This is a genomic window from Mitsuaria sp. RG (assembly GCF_028369275.1).
GTDB classification, from domain to species: Bacteria; Pseudomonadota; Gammaproteobacteria; order Pseudomonadales; family Pseudomonadaceae; genus Aquipseudomonas; species Aquipseudomonas peradeniyensis.
Genome location: NZ_JAQMYQ010000013.1, coordinates 1 through 17,987 on the forward strand (window position 1 = coordinate 1; position 17,987 = coordinate 17,987).

Sequence of the window (17,987 nt, forward strand, 5' to 3'; positions counted from 1 at the left end):
TTGCCGCCGTTGAACGGATCGGGCAGGAAGCGCTCAGCCGTCAGTTCCGGCTGCCCCAGGTAGCCCAGGGCCACGCCGTCACCGGCGATATACAACTCGCCCACCGCTCCCACCGGCAGCAGTTGCTGGCGGGCATCGAGCACATAGCAGCGGCTGTTGCCGATCGGCTTGCCAATCGGGATGCTGCCCTCGCCCACCTCGGTGATTTCGTGGGTGGTGCTGAAGGTGGTGGCCTCGGTCGGGCCGTAACCATTGAGCAGGTGCTGCGGCGCGCCTTCGCGCAGTACCCGGGTAATCACCGTCGGGTCCAGCACATCGCCACCGACCATCAGGTAGCGCAGGCCACGGAACGTCGGCAGCAAATCGTCGGCAAACTGGTGGAACAGGCCGGCGGTGAGCCACAGCACGGTGACGCCCTGCTCCAGCAGGACTTCGCGCAGGCCCTGGCGCGACAGCACCGTGTCCTGGTCGACCACCACCACCGCGCCGCCGTTGAGCAGTGGCGCCCAGACTTCCAGGGTGCTGGCGTCGAACGCTGGGTTGGAGGCGAAGGCCACCCGGTCCTGGCTGTTGAAATCGGCGAAACCGTTGTTGATCACCAAGCGCACGATGGCCCGGTGCGGCACCTGCACGCCCTTCGGCGTGCCGGTGGAGCCAGAGGTGTACATGATGTACGCCGCGCTGCCGGCGTCCACCGCCAGGCCCAACGGCGCATCGGCATAACCGCTCAGGTCGAGGCGGTCGAGTTCGACTCGGCGTGCGCCGTCCACCTGGGGCTGGTCGCTGTGGGTCAGCACCAACCGCGCCTGGCTGTCGGCCAGCATGAACGCCTGACGCTCGACGGGCGCATTGCCGTCCAGCGGCACGTACACCGCCGCGCACTTGCTCACGGCCAGCTGGGCCGCCAGCAGATCGAACGAGCGAGGCAGCAGCAAGGCCACGCGGTCACCGGCCCGAACGCCCTGTTCAAGCAGGTAATAGGCCAGACGATTGGCCTGGGACTCGAGCTGGGCAAAAGTCCATCGACGCTGACCATGGACTGCCGCCAGTGCATCCGGTGAATTCACGGCCTGGGCTTCGAACAACCGGTGCACGGCCAGGTCACGCGGGTAGTCCCGTGCCGTGCCGTTGAACTGCTGCACCACGCGCTCACGCTCCGCCTCCGGCAAGCGATGCAGGCTGTGCAAGGCGCTCATCGGCGCCTGTTCCAGCGCCGTGACCAGTTGCAGCAGCGCCATGCGCAGCAGCTGGCAGACCCGGCCACCGTCCACTGGCGCCACGACCTGCACCGTCAACCTGAAGTCATTACCGTAATCGTCGACGCTGACCACCAGCGGATAATTGCTGCGTTCCTGCGCGGTCAGCAGCTCGATCCCGGCCCAAGCCGGCCCCTGGGCGGGTTGGCCGGCACTGTGGCGATAGTTCAACAAGCTGGTGAACAGCGCCTGGGACGCCGGCACGCCACTGCAACGCTGGGCCAGGGCCAGGGACGCCTGTTCGTGGGCCAGCAGGCGTGCCAGGCGTTGGTGGGTCAGACGCACGCCATCGGCGACGCCCGCAGCCCCCACGCTGACCCTCAGCGGCAAGGTATTGATGAACATGCCCAGCGCCCGGTCGGCGCCCTCGCCGCCCTGCAGGCGACCGAGCAGCACGGTGCCGAATACCACTTCCTCGCGGCCAGACAACTGCGCCAGCACCTGGCCCCAGGCCTGGTGCACCAGGCTGGCCACGCTGATCCCCAGCGTCCTCGCCTGGCCACGCAGGCGTGCGCCCAGTTCCGGTTCCAACGACTGACGGGTTTCACCGACCTGGCGAGTATCAACCTCGGCCTCACGCAATCCGAACACCTCGGTCGGCGCGTCGATATCGCCCAGCAGCTCGCGGAACAGCGCCTCGTCGGCCCGCGGATCGGCGCCCAGGCGCGCCTGGGCTACATAGTTGCGGTACGGCACGCTGTCCGGCAGCGCCGTCTGCCCTTGCAGCAAGGTACCGATCTCGGCCACCAGCTGCTCCACGGCAGTGTGGTCGAGGAGGATATGGTGCAGCAGCAGGGTCGCCTCCAGGCGCCCGGCCTGGACCTGGCTGCTCAGGCGCAACAGTGGCGCCTGCCCCAGATCGAGCCGCAGCGTCTCCAGCGCCGGGCTTGGCACCAGCGGCGCCTCGCGCCAGACCACCTGCACCGCCTCGTCAAGGCCCTGCCAGTGCAGGCTGGTGCGCAGGATGTCGTGACGGACGATGACCTGGTTCAGTGCCGCGACGAACGCATCCAGCTCGGCTTGCCCGGCAAAGGCGAAACGCGCCTGCACCACATAGGGGTCGGCGCCTTCACTGGCCAGGTGATGGTAGAGAATGCCCTGCTGCAACGGCGCCAGGCCGTAGATATCCTGGACATTGGCCAGGCCACCGGGGATCTGCCGCACCAGCGCATCGATGGCGTCCTGGTCGAGGCTGGCCAGGGGCAGCATATCCGGGGTGATCCGCGTGCAATCGGCGGGGATGCGGTTGGCCGGCACGGCGACGGCCGCATGCCCGCCCACCGATGCGGCCAGCGCTGCCAGGGTAGGCTGGCTGAACAGCACCCGCACATCGGCTTGAAGCGCCTGCTGGCGCATGCGTTCGACCAGACGCACCGCCAGCAGCGAGTGACCGCCCAACTCGAAGAAGTTGTCGTCTCGGCCTACCGCCTCGACCCCGAGCAGGTCAGTCCAGATCGCCGCCAGGGCGGTCTCGACCGGCCCCTCGGGTGCCTGGTACTGCCGCGTCGGTGCCTCGGGCGCCGGCAGGGCCTTGCGGTCGACCTTGCCGTTCGGTGTCAACGGCATGGCCTCAAGGTGGATGAACAGTGCCGGCACCATGTACTCGGGCAATTGCCCCAGCAGATGCTCACGCAGCTCTTGCGCGACCTGGGCCTGACCGCTGTGGTAGGCCACCAGGCGTGGGCCGCTGTGCGGGTGCTGGTGAACCAGCACCAGCGCCTCGCGCACGCCAGGCAGACGGTTCAGGCAGGCCTCGATCTCGCCCGGCTCGATACGCAGGCCGCGCAGCTTGACCTGATGGTCGTTACGGCCAATGAACGCCAAGTTCCCGTCCGCGCGCTGACGCACCAGGTCACCGCTGCGGTACAGGCGCTCGCCCTCTACGAACGGACTGTCGATAAAGCGCTCGGCCTGCTGCCCGGCCAGCCCCAGATAGCCCCGCGCCACCCCCGCGCCACCGATGTGCAAGTGCCCGGCCACGCCCCACGGCAGTGGCTGATCGGCGTCGTCGAGGACGTACAGGCGGGTATTGTCGATGGGTCGGCCGATCGGCAGCGCGCCGTGGGGCACAGGTTGTCCGGGCTCCAGGGTGAAGACGGTGCAGTCGACCGTGGTTTCGGTGGGTCCGTAGACGTTGTGCAGGCGCACCTGCGGCAGTCGCTCGCGCACCTGGCGCGCCAGGGACTCGGTCAGCTCGCCGCCACCGCAAACGATATCGGTCAGGCTCGTGCACTGCGCGCTGCGCGCCTGCTCGACGAACTGCTGCAACAGCGCCGGCACGAACTGCACCACGCTGACCTGCCGTTCGATGATCTCCCGTGCGACATAATCCGCGTCGCGCTGGCCGTCCGCTCGCGCCAGCACCAGGCGCAACCCGCTGCCCAGCGGCCAGAACAGCTCCCACACCGAGGCGTCGAAACTGATCGGCGTCTTGTGCAGCAGCGCGCCGTCAGCGCTGGTCGGGCACAGCCCGGCGGCCCAGCGCACCAGGTTGACCACGCTGCGGTGCTCGACCATCACCCCCTTGGGCGTGCCGGTGGAGCCAGAGGTGTAGATCACATAGGCCAGGTGCCGTGGGGTGAGCCCGGCCACCCGTGGGCGGGTGGCCGGCAAGGCTTCCCAGGTCGGCTGGTCGAGGTCGACCTGCGGTACCGCCACCTCGCCCGCTACCTCGCGGGTAGCGCTGTGGACCAGCACCGCCAGCGGCGCGCTGTCTTCGAGCATATGACGGATGCGCCCGGCCGGGTAACCCGGATCGAGCGGCACGTAGGCGCCACCCGCCTTGAGGATGGCCAGCAGGCCGACCACCATCGACACGCCGCGCTCGATGCAGATCGCCACCCGGTCGTCAGGTTTTACCCCAAGTTCGATCAGGTGATGGGCCAGGCGGTTGGCCTGCTCGTCGAGTTGGCGATAGCTCAGTCTCTCGCCATCGGCCTCCAGCGCAACGGCGCTGGGGCGCAGCTGCGCCTGGTGTTCGAACAGGGCGTGCAGCGGCAGGTCCAGGTCATGGTCGACCGCCGTGTCATTGCAGTCCACCAGCAGGTGATGGCGTTCCTCGACCGTCAGCACCGGCAGGTCCAGCAAAGGCCGCTCGGGCTGCTGCTCGAGCGCCTCCACCAGCCCTTCGAAGACTTGCCGCAACTGCCCGCACACGCGCTCGGCGCCCCACTCGGCGAGCGCCTGGACCGTCAGGCGCAGGTCCTCGCCCAGGTCGTCGACGGCCAGGCTCAAAGGGTAGTTGGTGCGTTCCTCGGCCCCCACCACATCGATGCCCGGCGCCACCGCGATCACCTCGGCCGCATCGCCCGCGGCACTGTGGCGGTAGTTGAGCATGCTGTTGAACAGCGGCGTCGGTGCCAGCACGCCGCTGCAGCGCTGGGCCAGGGCCAGGGGCGCCTGCTCATGGCCGAGCAACGCCGTCAGTTGCCGATGGGTGACCAACAGCGCCTCACGCACGCCCTGCCCGCGCAGGTCGACGCGCAGCGGCAAGGTGTTGATGAACATCCCCAGGGCCTGTTCAGCGCCCTCACCCGCCGCCATGCGCCCGAGCAGCACACTGCCGAACACCACCGACTCACGTCCAGACAACGCCCCCAGCAGGCGCGCCAGCCCCAGGTGCATGATACTGGCCGGGCTCACCCCGAGCAGCCTGGCCTGGGCCCGTAGGCGCTGGCTGAAGCCGGAAGCCAGGGTCAGCCTGGCTTCCTCCATGGCCTGGCCGGCCACCTCCTGGACGCCAAAGGCCAGGGTCGGCTCGTCGATATCGGCGAGCATGGCGCCGAAGAAGGCCTCATGGGCCTGTTCATCCTGGGTCTGCCGACTTCTGGCCAGCAGGTCGCGGAACGGCACCGGGGCCGGCAGTCGCTCGCCCTCACCCGCCAGGTAGGCCTGGATCTCGCGGCGTACGATATCCAGCCCGGTGTGATCCATGACGGTGTGATGGAACAGCAGCAAGGCCAGAACCTCGCCGTCGCGGGCCTGGGCATGCACCAGGCGCAACAGCGGCGCCTGGCCCAGGTCCATGCGATAGCGGTGGGTGTCGAAGCGCTCGCGCAACTGTCCCAGCGCATCCCCGTCGCCGTTCAGCTCGACGGCCTCGCAGACCAGCGGTGCCTTGCGCCACACCACCTGCAGCGGCTGGTCGAGGTATTCCCAGGCCAGCGCGGTGCGCAGGATGTCGTGGCGTTGGATCACCCAGTCGAGCGCCTCGGCGAACGCCTGCAGGCGCGCGGGACTGGCAAAACGCAACTGCGCCTGCAGCACGTAGGGGTCGCCCTCGGCCGCCGTGAGGTGGTGGTAGAGCATGCCCTCCTGCAGCGGTGCCAGCGGGTAGATGTCCTGCAGGTTGGCCGCGCCGCCGGGCACCGTGGCGACAATGCGGTCGATGGCCGCCTGGCCGAGGCCGGCCAGCGGCAGCATGTCGGGGGTGATGCGCAACGCCGGGCTCAACCAGCCATGATCCAGGCCGGCGAGCATCTCCAGCAGTGCCGGCTTGTGGGCCGCCAATGCATCCCACAGGGCGTCATCGAGGGTGTCTTCATCGCCTTCGACGATCAGGTCGGCCTCCTCGCGCTGGAGTCGGATCGCACGGGTGGAGAGCGCTGCCATGAGTTCGTTGAAGAGCATTGGTAAGCATCCTGCTTTAGCCAGTCGGAAATGCTCGGAACGCTAATGGATCGAGGTGGGGCGGGCTGACATGGGAAGGGGGGACAATGGTGGGTGTTCGACAGGGGAGTTGCAGCGCCTGGGCGATCGAGCTCCGCCCGCGCGGCGCTCGGTCTCATAGGCGCTGCAAAACCATCGCCAAACACCCAACAGCCACCCCGCGAGCCCCCATCATTGCAATTGCCCCCCGCCTGCCCCAAGCTCTGCGGTATCGCCACCCCGGACCGCCAGATGCAACGACGCCACCTGATCCAGATCGCCCTGCTGCTTGTACTGGTACTGCCCATCGCGATCGGCTACCTGTGGCGTGACCAGCAGCCCGCGGCGCCCAGCCTGCCGCCGCACAGCTACGCCAAGGCCCTGCGCCAGGCCCACGACGGCCTGCCGGGCGCCGCCCGGGTGCTCTACCAGCAGCTGCAACGCGACGACCTGCCAGCGATCCGCCGCGCCGCGCTGTACGCCGAACTGCCCCATTATCCGTCGCCACAGGCACTGAAGCTGGCCCAGCAAGACCTGGAGCACGCCGACCCACTGGTCCGCCGCGCCGCCATCGCCAGCATCCGCCGCCTGCTGCCGGCCGCCCAGCGCAGCCTGGTGCTGGGCCCGCTGCTGGAAGATGACGAGCAAAGCGTGCGTTTCGCTGCGGTAGACGCGCTGCTGGGCCTCGACCCCGACGCCATCGGCCTGTACTTTGGCCCCTTGCAGGATGCCCTGGAGCAATACGAGCAGACCCTGGAGCAACAGCCTGACGACGCCGCGGCCCAGGTGCACCTGGCCCGCCTGTACATGCATGAGCAAGCCTACGACGCGGCCACCAGGGCCCTGCAACGCAGCCTGGCGGTGGCGCCCGAGGGGCTGGACGCCCTGGCCACCCAGGTGCGCCTGCTGGAACAGCAAGGCCGCCACGACGCCTCCCGTGAAGTGCTGGCCAAGGCCTTGGCGCTGCGCCCCGACTCGGCGTTCCTGCAATACGAACTGGGGCGCTGGCTGACCCGCCACGAGCAACAGGAATACGCCCTGCTGGCCCTGGCACGCGCGGTCGAACTGGAACCGGAAAACAACGAATACCGCTATACCCTGGCCGTCACCCTGCACCAGCTGGAACAGGTGGATGCCGCGCAGAAGCAGCTGGAAACCGTGCTCAACCGCCAGCCCGCCAACCGCCGGGCGCGGGTGTTGCTGATCGAGTACTGGAAGGAAACAGGCCAACTGCAGAATGTCCAGGTCCTGCTGGCCGAACTGGAACGGCAGAACCCGGACGACCCCTACCTGCAGCAGGGGCTCTGAGCCCCTCTATCAGGCCTGCAACATGCGCTGAATCTGCACGACCAGCGTCTGCAACGAGAACGGCTTGAACATCAACGCCGTGCCCGGCTCGTCAAGCAACGCCTGTTCGACCGGGTCGCTGGTGAAGCCGGTAATGAACAGGATCTTCTGCTCCGGCTTCATCATCCGCAGCGCCTTGGCTACCTGGCGCCCGCTGAAGCCTCCCGGCAAGCCAATATCGGTGATCACCAGGTCGAACGGGCCGCGATGCCGGAACTCGCCCAGTGCGCCATTGGCATCGGCCACATCGCACACCTCGAAGCCGCATTCGACCAACGCCTCTTTCATCAGGCCGCGCAAGTTGACTTCGTCATCGACCAACAGCAGCCGCTCGCCCCGGGCCTGAACCGGCAACGCTTGCGGGGCGATGCTCTCGGGCATCACACCCGAATGGCGCGGGAACATCAGCACCACCCGCGTCCCTTGATCCAAGGTCGATTCGATCCACGCCTGCCCCCCCGACTGGCGCACGAAACCATGCACCATGGGCAGCCCCAGGCCCGCCCCCTGCCCCAACGGCTTGGTGGTGAAGAACGGCTCGAAGGCCCTCGCCACATCCTCCCGGGACATGCCGTGGCCATCGTCCTCGATCTGCAACGTGACGTAGTCGCCCGCCGGCAAACTGGCCGGCCCCTCGCAACCCGACGCCAAGCGTTCGTTGGAAGTGCTGATCGTCAGGGTGCCCTTGCCAAGACAGGCATCCCGGGCATTGCTGCAAAGATGCAGGAGGGCGTTGCGTAATTGATCGGAGTCGACCTGCAACAGCCAGGGCGCAACATCCAGCTGCCAATCCAGGTGCATTTCGGCGCCGAGGGTCTGGCGCAACAAAGGCTCCATCTCCCGCAGCAGGTGATTGATGTTCAGTGGGTAGGGCGACAGTGGCTGGCTACGGGCGAAGGCCAGCAGGTTCTGGGTCAGGCCAATGGCGCGCTGGGCACATTCCCGGGCCATCTGCACATACTCCTCGACACGCTCCATCCGCCCTTGGGCCAGGCGCCGTTCGAGCAGTTCGAGGCTACTGCCGACACCGGACAGCACGTTGTTCATTTCATGCGCCAGGCCACCCGCCACCTTCACCACGGTTTCCATACGCTGGCCGTCCCGCACCGCCGCCTCGGCCAGGCGTTGGACCGCCTGGCGGTCCGCGGTGAGGTCCCTTCCCACCAGCGCGGGCAATGCCGGATCGGCAACCCCGGTCCAGCGGAACCAGCAATAGTGCCCTTCGTTGTGCCTGACCCGAGCATCGAATGCCGTCATGCCCTGTCCCTGCAGCAGCGACTTCAATGCAAGCTGGGCTTCGGTGCGATCGGCAGGGTGAAACAGTTCAGGCAACGTCACCTGCAGGTGCGATGCCTCGCCCCAGCCCAGCAAGCGATGCCAGGCCGGATTCGACGAGCGCACGTGCAGGTTGGCATCGAGCATCAGCATCACGTCGGGCGACAGCTGCCAGGTATGTTGCGGATCGCTCAGGTACTGCTCCAGGCGCGCCTCGAAGGACAGCGCCAGCTCACGCCACTCACGCCCGGTCTCGATACTGGCGGTGGTCTCGATCAGGGCATGCAGGAAGCCGGCAACCTCACCCTGGTCATTTCGGATAGGTGAATAGCAACCCGTTACCCAGGCCGTCGCCGCAAAGCCCTCTCGATTGACAGGCAACGGCGCGTCCTCGATCAAGCTGCCCTGCCCCTCCAGCACCTTGAACACCGCCGCGCCCATGCCCTCCCAGTTCTGCGCCCAGAGTGCATCGAAGGACCGCCCCTGATGGCCACCCTCACCGCCCAACAGGGCCTGGTAGGGTTCGTTGTGAATCACGGTCAGCGCCGGGCCCCAGACCAGCGCACAGGGAAACGGAGACAGCAACACCATGTCGGCGGCGATACGCAGGGCGGGCGGCCAGGACGTCAGCGGCCCCAGCGGGGTCGTGAACCAGTCGAAGGCGGCGATGGGTTTGCCCATGGCGGCCAGCGGGGAGGAAGGCGGCGCCAGGTGAATGACCTGGATCTCGCCCTCGCCGGCATGCAGGTCAGCGGCCAATATCTTCGTCCCATAGCTCGGGTTTTTTGTCGATGAACCAGCGCATCAGCGCCTTGCAGGCCTCATCGTCGTGTACTTCCAGGCGTACACCCCGGCTGTCGAGCAGTTGCTCCTCACCCATGAACGTGGTGTTCTCACCGATGACCACATGCTTGATGCCATACAGCAGGATAGCGCCGCTGCACATGGCACAAGGCGACAAGGTGGTGTAGAGGGTGGACTCCTGGTACACCCGGGCTGGCTGACGGCCGGCATTTTCCAGGGCGTCCATCTCGCCATGCAGGATGGCGCTGCCGTTCTGCACCCGGCGATTATGGCCGCGGCCAATGATCTTGCCATCGTGCACCAGCACCGAGCCGATCGGAATACCCCCCTCCTCGAGCCCCTTGCGGGCTTCGTCTATGGCGGCCTGCAGGAAAGCGGAAGTGCCCTGGTCCATGGTTTTCCCCGGTAGTTCGTCGACTTTGCAGCAGACTAGCACAGCGCCCACCGGTCATGGCGCATTGTCTGGCGCGGGCTATGCTCATAGGGCTTTGGATCTTGCTGGCCAACCGTTTTCCCATGGATTCGACGGGCATGCACACATGAACAAGAAGCTCCTGGTCGTGCTGACCAATACCGCCAAATACCCCACCATCCCGCGCGCCACAGGACTGTGGCTGGGCGAGGCCGTGCACTTCATCGACAAAGTGCAGCAGGCGGGTTTTTCCGTCGACTATGTCAGCCCGGCGGGCGGCTATGTGCCGATCGATCCGCACAGCCTGCGCGTGGCGCCGGAGCTGGACTGGCAGTGGTACAACGACAAGACCTTCATGAATCGCCTGGGCGCCACGCTTAGCCCTGGCCAGGTCAAGGCAGAGCAGTACAGCGGGATCTACTACACCGGCGGGCATGGTGTGATGTGGGATTTCCCCGACAACCAACCGCTGCAAGAGCTGGCACGGCGCATCTACGAAAGCGGTGGTGCGGTCGCTGCGGTCTGCCATGGCGTGGTGGGCCTGCTCAATATCAAGCTCAGCGACAACAGCCTACTGCTCAAGGGACGTAGGGTGACCGGCTTCTCCAATACCGAAGAGAAGTTGGCCGAGCTGGACAAGGTGGTACCGTTCCTGACCGAAAACGAACTTGTCGCCCGCGGTGGCGAGTACAGCTGTACGGACGATGCATGGGCGTCCTTCGTAGTCGCGGACGACAGCCTGATCACCGGGCAGAATCCAGCATCCACCGCCGGGGTGGCCGACGCGGTCATTCACTACTTGCGCAACCGGTAGCCGCCACAAAAACATCGCGGGGCCAGCCCGCTCCCACACCGTCATGGCGTGGGAGCGGGCTGGCCCCGCGATGGATCTTGCAGGCAAAGCGCGTTATTCGACGCTCAGCACACCGCGACGCACCTGGTCACGCTCGATCGACTCGAACAGCGCCTTGAAGTTGCCTTCGCCGAAGCCGTCGTCACCCTTGCGCTGGATGAACTCGAAGAACACCGGGCCCAGCAGGGTTTCCGAGAAGATCTGCAGCAGCAGGCGCTTGTCGCCCGGCGCGGAGGCGCCATCGAGCAGGATGCCGCGGGCCTGCAGCTGGTCGACCGGCTCGCCGTGACCCGGCAGGCGCTCCTCGAGCATCTCGTAGTAGGTCTGCGGCGGCGGGGTCATGAAGCGCATGCCCAGGCCCTTGAGCGCGTCCCAGGTCTTGAGCAGGTCGTCGGTGAGGAAGGCCACGTGCTGGATGCCTTCGCCGTTGAACTGCATCAGGAACTCTTCGATCTGTCCGGCCCCTTTCGACGATTCCTCGTTGAGCGGAATGCGGATCATGCCGTCCGGCGCGGTCATCGCCTTGGAGGTCAGGCCGGTGTACTCGCCCTTGATGTCGAAGTAGCGGATTTCGCGGAAGTTGAACAGCTTTTCATAGAAGTTGGCCCAGTAGGCCATGCGTCCGCGATAGACGTTGTGGGTCAGGTGGTCGATGATCTTCAGGCCGGCGCCGACCGGGTTGCGATCCACGCCTTCGATGAACTTGAAGTCGATATCGTAGATCGAGCTGCCTTCCTCGTAGCGGTCGATCAGGTACAGCGGCGCGCCACCGATACCCTTGATCGCCGGCAGGCGCAGCTCCATCGGGCCGGTTTCGATTTCCACCGGCTGGGCGCCCAGCTCCAGGGCGCGGGCGTAGGCTTCATGGGCGTTGCGCACCCGGAAGGCCATGCCGCACACCGACGGGCCGTGCTCGGCGGCGAAGTACGAGGCGATGCTCTTGGGCTCGTTGTTGAGGATCAGGTTGATGCCGCCCTGGCGATACAGGTGCACGTCCTTGGAGCGGTGGCTGGCCACCTTGGTGAAGCCGAGAATCTGGAATACCGGCTCCAGCACGCCAGGAGTCGGCGAAGCGAGCTCGATGAATTCGAAGCCTTCCAGGCCCATCGGGTTGTCGAAGATATCTGCCATGTGGGTGTCCTCATCTATAAGCGAAAAACGGTTTATTACAGGCTTTGGATGTGGAGATGGCGTGGTGGTGAACAGGGGATCCCGCGCACGCTGCGGGCCAGGAAGTCACCAATGATCAGCTTGAACCCATGGTATGTCATATGGACCCATTCTCGGCGGGCTTGATTCCCCGGGAGGCGGAGAACCTTATTGTTGTATTCGTAACCCGATTCTACAGTGCGTAAATTTGTTTGTCGCGCTTTAGTTCGCAGGTTGTTCCGACAAACGGCTATTCTCAGCAGCATCCCGTCGCCTTGCAGAAGGTCCACCCGCACATGCCCCTGACCGCCAAACGCCCCGCCCGCTGGAGTTGGCGCGCCCTGCTGCCCTGGGGTGTCGGCGTGCTGCCGCTGCTGTGCGGGCTGGCGGTGATGCGCTGGCAGACCGAACAGGAACTGCAAGCCAGCAGCCAGGCCACGGCCCGCGAAGTGGGCGGCCATGTCGAAGCAATCCTCGACAGCCTGTCCAGCGCCGCCCATCACCTGCTGCCCAAGGCCGGACTACCCTGCGACGAGGTGCAGTTGGCCCTGCGCATCGAGGTGACGCGCAACGCCTTCGTGCGCTCGACCAACCTGTTCGACCACGACCGGCTGTACTGCACCTCGCTGTTCGGCGACTTCGACGAGCCGGTGGATGCCAAGGACTACACCAATGGCCAACTGTGGCTGATGAATGGCAACTCGGTCACCCCGGGACAGGCCCTGCTGGTCTACCGGGTCAGCCAGGAAGGCCGTGGCGACCGTGGCGCGATCACCACTGTGGATGGCCGCCACCTGCTCACCGCGCTGCACCTGATCGGCGCCGACAACCTGGTAAAGGTGCATGTCGGCCATCACTGGATGGGCAGCGATGGCCAGGTTCACGACGGCAAGCCGCCGCTCGCGGCCACCGCCGCCGCGCAGTATGCCTCCACCCGTTATCCGTTCGATGTGCACGCTGGCTACGAAGAAGGCAAGCAGGCCGCGTTGATGCGCTCGCGCTACCCCGCCCTGCTGAGCCTGCTGCTGATGCTGGGCGTGGCGGCCGGCGCCGCCTGCCGCTGGCAGATCCGCCGCGCCAGCTCATCGCGGGGCGAACTGGACCGGGCCCTGGATGCCGACGAGTTCTTGCCGTACTTCCAGCCGGTGGTACGCAAGGGGGATTACCGCTGGGCCGGTGTCGAGGTGCTGATGCGCTGGCAGCACCCTCGCGAAGGGCTGGTGCGCCCCGACCTGTTCATTCCCTACGCCGAGCACAGCGGCCAGATCGTCGCCATGACCCGGGCCCTGATGCTGCACACCGCCCAGGCCCTGGCCCCGCATGCGGCGCTGCTGGAGGACGGTTTCCATGTCGGCATCAACATCACCGCCGACCATTGCCGCGACCTGGGCCTGCTCGACGACTGCCAGACCTTCCTCCAGCACTTCCCGCCCAAGCGCGTGGTACTGACCCTGGAGCTGACCGAACGCAAGCTGATCGAGCCGACTCCGGTGACGTTGGAACTGTTCGAGAAGCTGCACGACATGGGCGTGATGATCGCCCTGGACGACTTCGGCACCGGCCAGTCCAGCCTCAACTACCTGCGCCAATTCCAGGTCGACTACCTGAAGATCGACCAGAGCTTCGTCGCCATGATCGGCGGCGACGCCCTGTCCCAGCATATCCTCGACACCATCATCGAACTCTCGGCCAAGCTGGGCCTGGGCATCGTCGCCGAAGGCGTGGAGACCGAGGTACAGCGCGACTACCTGGCACGCCACGAAGTGGATTTCCAGCAGGGCTACCTGTTCGCCCGGCCGATGCCCGCCGACGAACTGCTGCTGGCCCTGGCCGCCCAGCCAGGTAGCCCGCAGTTGCCGCCGGGCAATGGCCCTGAGATCATGCGCGGCTGATCCGCCCGCTCACTTCCCGTTTTCCGAGGCATTCGTGTCAAAAGGCATTCTTTCGTCGGTCATGGCGTCCTGTCTGTTCGCCGTGATGTACTTCTATACCTCCTTCCTCAAGCCCCTGGACGGCGAGGAGATCTTCGGCTGGCGCACCCTGCTGACCCTGCCCTGCCTGACGCTGTTCATGCTGGTCTCGAAAGACTGGAAACGGGTCGGCGAGCTGCTCGGGCGGGTGCGCCGCGCACCGCTGCTGCTGCTCGGCATGGTCGGCACTTCGTGGCTGATGGGCGTGCAGTTGTGGCTGTTCCTCTGGGCGCCTCTGCACGGGCGCAGCCTGGAAGTGTCGATGGGCTACTTCCTGCTGCCACTGGCCATGGTGCTGACCGGGCGGCTGGTGTACGGCGAACGCCTGTCGCGCCTGCAGAAGGTCGCGGTGAGCTTCGCCGTGCTCGGGGTTGGCCACGAGCTGTACCAGCACGGCAGCTTCGCCTGGGAAACCCTGCTGGTGATGATCGGCTACCCGATCTACTTCGTCCTCAGACGGCGCTGCCGCACCGACCACCTGGGCGGCCTGTGGTGCGACATGTGCCTGCTGCTGCCGTGGGCCCTGTACTTCGTGATCCAGGGCCCGCTGTCGGCGGCGGACCTGGCCGAGCACCCGGGCCTGTACGGGCTGATCCCGCTGCTCGGGGCGATCAGCGCCTGTGCCCTGATCGCCTACGTGCTGGCCAGCCGTCTGTTGCCGTTCAGCCTGTTCGGCCTGCTCAGCTACGTCGAGCCGGTGCTGCTGGTGGGCGTGGCCCTGCTGCTGGGCGAGACCATCGGCCCCGACCAGTGGCTGACCTACCTGCCGATCTGGGGCGCCGTGCTGGTGCTGGTGCTCGAAGGCATCAAGCACCTGCTGCGTCAGCGTCGGCGTTCGGTGTAAGGCGCACCTGGCGCACCCGACGCTCCTCCACCGCCACCACGGTCATGGTCCAGCCGTTCCAGGCCAGGTGATCACCCACCACCGGCAGGCGGTCCAGCAGGCTCATCACCAGGCCCGCCAGGGTCTGGTAGTCCTCGGTGGCACGGGCGGCGAAGCCTGTGCGCGCCTGGACCTGAGCCAGGTTCAGGGCGCCACTGACCACGAAACCGCCCGCCTCCTCGACCACGCCCGGCCCCTCCACCTCGCTCGCATCCGGCAGCTCGCCGGCAATCGACTCGAGGATGTCGGTCATGGTCAGCACCCCGGTGAAGTCACCGAATTCGTTGACCACGAAGGCGATGTGGGTGGACTGGGCGCGCATCTGCTCCAGGGCGTTGAGGATGCTGAAGCTCTCCAGCAGGTTCAACGGCGCCCGGGCCAGATGTTCCAGCGCCGGCTGGTTACCGCCCAGCAGTTCCTTGAGCAGCTCCTTCTTGTGCACGTAGCCCAGCGGTTCCTCGATACGCCCGTCGCGGATCAGCGGCAGGCGCGAGTACGACGAGTTGACCAGCATCTGGGTGATCGCCTCGGCCGGCTGCGACAGGTCGATGGCATCGACCTTGGCCCGCACCGTCATCACCGTGCGGATCGGCCGCTCGGCCAAGTTGAGCACGCCACTGATCATCACCCGCTCACGGCGGTCGAAGACCACCTGCTCGTCACCACCGGCCACCAGGTCGGCGATCTCCTCGCCCACCTCGTCGGCCTCGACCCGGCGCCCACCCATCAGGCGCAGCACCGCGTGGGCCGTGCGCTCACGCAATGGCCGGTGCTGATGCAGGCTGCGCTTGCGACGGGCGCGGGCCAGCTGGTTGAACAGCTCGATCAACAGCGAGAAGCCGATGGCCGCGTACAGGTAGCCCTTGGGAATATGGAAGCCCAGGCCTTCGGCGGTGAGGCTGAAGCCGATCATCATCAGGAAGCCCAGGCACAGCATGATCACTGTCGGGTGTTCGTTGACGAAGCGGGTCAGCGGCTTGCTGGCGACAATCATGATACCGATGGAGAAGATCACCGCGATCATCATCACCGACAGCTGTTCGACCATGCCCACGGCGGTGATCACCGCGTCCAGCGAGAACACCGCGTCGAGCACCACGATCTGCGCGACGATCGGCCAGAACGCCGCGTGACGGGTCACGCCGCCGCTCTGGGCGACATGACCCTCGAGGCGTTCGTGCAGTTCCATGGTGGCCTTGAACAGCAGGAACACGCCACCGAACAGCATGATCAGGTCACGGCCGGAGAAGGTCTTGCCGAACACCTCGATCAGCGGCGCGGTGAGGGTCACCATCCACGAGATGCTGGCCAAAAGGCCCAGGCGCATGATCAGCGCCAACGACAGGCCGATCACCCGGGCGCGGTCGCGCTGGTGCGGCGGCAGTTTGTCGGCAAGAATGGCGATGAACACCAGGTTGTCGATACCCAGCACCAGCTCGAGGACGATAAGCGTCAACAGGCCCAGCCAGGCCGTGGGGTCGGCTAGCCATTCCATTAGCGGGTACTCACAGGGGCGGCGTCACGAGGACGGGGGAAGGAAGGCCGGGACGGCCAGGGACTGGGGGGCTCCGCGAAGGTGCTCATATAGACCTTGATAGAAAATAGGGATGTCGATCCTACAATCGAAGCAGATTTCTCTGATAGCGCAAAACTATTACAAAAGCTGTAACAGGTGCGGCAGGGCATTTTTGTTCAATACGCCCGTCACGGTCTTAGCCAGGATAGCCACACCCTCCTCCTGCATGGAAACCTCCAATGAGCCTGACATTGTCCATGGCAGCCTTTGCCCTGGCTGCCTCCATCTCCCCCGGCCCGGTCAACATCGTTGCCCTCGGCAGCGGCGCACGCCATGGCTTGCGGGCCAGCATCGGGCATGCCGCCGGCGCCACCCTGGGTTTCTGCCTGCTGCTGGTGCTGGTGGGGCTGGGCGTGCATGAGCTGTTGCTGCGCTGGCCGTTGCTGGGGCGGTTGCTGCACTGGGGTGGCGTGCTGTTTCTGCTGTACATGGCCTGGAAACTGGCCAGTGACGATGGCGGACTGGGTGCCGACGACAACCGGCGAGCGCCCAGCGCCTGGCACGGCGCGGCCATGCAGTGGCTGAGCCCCAAGGCCTGGCTGGCGGCGGTGGCCGGGATCGGCGCCTTTACCGGCGGCGAGCAGCAGTTGCTGTGGCTATTCACCTGGATCTACGGGCCGATCTGCTTCGTCTGCGTGGCCAGCTGGGCCTGGGCCGGCAGCGTGATCCGCCAGTACCTGGCCGAGCCGTGGCGGATGCGCCTGCTCAATCGGGTGCTGGCGGGGTTGCTGGTGGCGAGCGCGGTTTACCTGATGGTGTGAGGTTATCGGGCCGGGCGCTATCGCGGGGCAAGCCCGCTCCCACAGAACACCACGTAACCCATTGACTTGGCTTGGCCCTGTGGGAGCAACTGTCTTGCTCAAAGTCTGATAGCTTGCGTAATTCCTGTGGGAGCGGGCTTGCCCGCGAACACGGGCGAAGCCCGTGCCATCCATTGCGGCGCCTGCTTCGCGGGTAAACCCGCTCCCACAGGGGCACAGTTCCTTGCGCGACAACACAGCCCGAAGTCTTGGGCGATCTCCCTCCTGTCTCAGCCATTGCGATAATGCCCCGGCGTGGTCGCCAGGTGGCGCTTGAAGGCCCGCTGCAGGTGCGCCTGGTCGGCGAACCCCGCCTCCAGCGCAACCTCGGCAATCGGCCTGCCGGCCCGCAGTTGCGCCCGGGCGTGCTGCACCCGCTGGTCGAGCAGGTAGCCATGGGGCGTCAGGCCGAAGCGCTTGCCGAACGCGCGGATCAGGTAGGCCCGTGACAGCCCCGCCGCAGCGCAGATGTCCTCCAGCGTCAGCGGGTCGAGGCGATGGGCACGGATGAACGCGGCGGCCAGCTCAAGACGTGGATGGCGTGGTGGCTGGCCGCTCGCGTCCGCCTCCAGCACCTGCGCCAAGCCCCTGAAGAACGCCTCCAGCTGCGCCTCCCGACCCTCGTTGCCGGGCTCGAACAACCCGGCGAACAGCGCCAGCAACTGCCCGTACAGCACCGCCGATGTGCTCAAGGTCGCCGAGGGCAGCGCGAAGCCACGCGCCAGCAGCCAGGGCATGTCGACGAACAGCATCAGGTACGACCAGGGCTCGCCCTGGATCGGGTTGCAGGTGTGCACCACGCCCGGGTTCATCAGCACCGTGCTCCCCGCCGCCACCTCATGCCGGGCGTTGCCGGTCAGGTAGGTGCTGCGCCCACCGGTAATCACGCCGATGGAGAAACTCTCGTGGGAATGGGCCGCATAGCACACCTGGCGGCCGTCCCCCACGCGCCGGGCTTCGACAAAGGGCAATGCCGGATCACGCCAGAACCGCGAGACCTCGATCATCGCCCCGC

11 protein-coding genes are annotated in these 17,987 nt (G+C 66.4%); 5 read left to right on the top strand and 6 right to left on the bottom strand.

Annotation, left to right across the window (positions count from 1 at the left end; genetic code table 11):
• On the bottom strand, positions 1–5,885 hold a 5,885-nt coding region (locus POF53_RS09825; protein ID WP_498967482.1), incomplete at its 3' end, for an amino acid adenylation domain-containing protein.
• 270 nt (positions 5,886–6,155) lie between these two features.
• Here POF53_RS09825 and POF53_RS09830 point away from each other — a divergent pair.
• The gene (locus tag POF53_RS09830; RefSeq protein ID WP_254465042.1) at positions 6,156–7,211 is read left to right on the top strand and encodes a tetratricopeptide repeat protein; all 1,056 of its coding nucleotides are present in this window, start codon (positions 6,156–6,158) and stop codon (positions 7,209–7,211) included.
• 9 nt (positions 7,212–7,220) lie between these two features.
• On the opposite strand, the gene POF53_RS09835 is transcribed toward POF53_RS09830, so the two are convergent.
• Together POF53_RS09835 and POF53_RS09840 are read right to left on the bottom strand one after the other, a co-directional pair.
• Positions 7,221–9,284 (bottom strand): hybrid sensor histidine kinase/response regulator, encoded by a 2,064-nt coding sequence (locus POF53_RS09835; protein WP_254465041.1) that lies wholly within the window; start codon positions 9,282–9,284, stop codon positions 7,221–7,223.
• Positions 9,274–9,723 (bottom strand): nucleoside deaminase, encoded by a 450-nt coding sequence (locus tag POF53_RS09840; protein ID WP_254465040.1) that lies wholly within the window; start codon positions 9,721–9,723, stop codon positions 9,274–9,276. The genes POF53_RS09835 and POF53_RS09840 overlap by 11 nt, the downstream gene beginning before the upstream one ends.
• 145 nt (positions 9,724–9,868) lie before the next feature.
• Here POF53_RS09840 and POF53_RS09845 point away from each other — a divergent pair, with 145 nt between their 5' ends.
• Positions 9,869–10,555, top strand: coding sequence for a type 1 glutamine amidotransferase domain-containing protein (locus tag POF53_RS09845; protein ID WP_203647007.1), 687 nt, complete (start codon positions 9,869–9,871; stop codon positions 10,553–10,555).
• Between the two features lie 93 nt (positions 10,556–10,648).
• Here the strand turns inward: POF53_RS09845 and hppD are convergent, their stop codons facing one another.
• A complete protein-coding gene (gene hppD / locus POF53_RS09850; protein WP_186734067.1) occupies positions 10,649–11,725 on the bottom strand; it encodes a 4-hydroxyphenylpyruvate dioxygenase in 1,077 nt (358 codons plus the stop codon).
• Positions 11,726–12,039: 314 nt separating this feature from the next.
• Here hppD and POF53_RS09855 point away from each other — a divergent pair, with 314 nt between their 5' ends.
• Together POF53_RS09855 and rarD are read left to right on the top strand one after the other, a co-directional pair.
• The gene (locus POF53_RS09855; protein ID WP_234561424.1) at positions 12,040–13,635 is read left to right on the top strand and encodes an EAL domain-containing protein; all 1,596 of its coding nucleotides are present in this window, start codon (positions 12,040–12,042) and stop codon (positions 13,633–13,635) included.
• 34 nt (positions 13,636–13,669) lie between these two features.
• Positions 13,670–14,557 carry an EamA family transporter RarD gene (gene rarD / locus POF53_RS09860; RefSeq protein ID WP_232856507.1) on the top strand — a complete coding sequence of 296 codons (888 nt, stop codon included), beginning with the start codon at positions 13,670–13,672 and terminating at the stop codon, positions 14,555–14,557.
• On the opposite strand, the gene POF53_RS09865 is transcribed toward rarD, so the two are convergent.
• The gene (locus POF53_RS09865) at positions 14,520–16,091 is read right to left on the bottom strand and encodes a TerC family protein (RefSeq protein ID WP_232856506.1); all 1,572 of its coding nucleotides are present in this window, start codon (positions 16,089–16,091) and stop codon (positions 14,520–14,522) included. The genes rarD and POF53_RS09865 overlap by 38 nt on opposite strands.
• Positions 16,092–16,351: 260 nt before the next feature.
• Between POF53_RS09865 and POF53_RS09870 the strand changes: the two genes are divergently transcribed.
• Positions 16,352–16,933 carry a LysE family translocator gene (locus POF53_RS09870; protein WP_232856505.1) on the top strand — a complete coding sequence of 194 codons (582 nt, stop codon included), beginning with the start codon at positions 16,352–16,354 and terminating at the stop codon, positions 16,931–16,933.
• A gap of 269 nt (positions 16,934–17,202) precedes the next feature.
• Here the strand turns inward: POF53_RS09870 and POF53_RS09875 are convergent, their stop codons facing one another.
• Positions 17,203–17,979 (bottom strand): AraC family transcriptional regulator, encoded by a 777-nt coding sequence (locus tag POF53_RS09875; protein ID WP_203647016.1) that lies wholly within the window; start codon positions 17,977–17,979, stop codon positions 17,203–17,205.
• Positions 17,980–17,987: the final 8 nt, after the last annotated feature.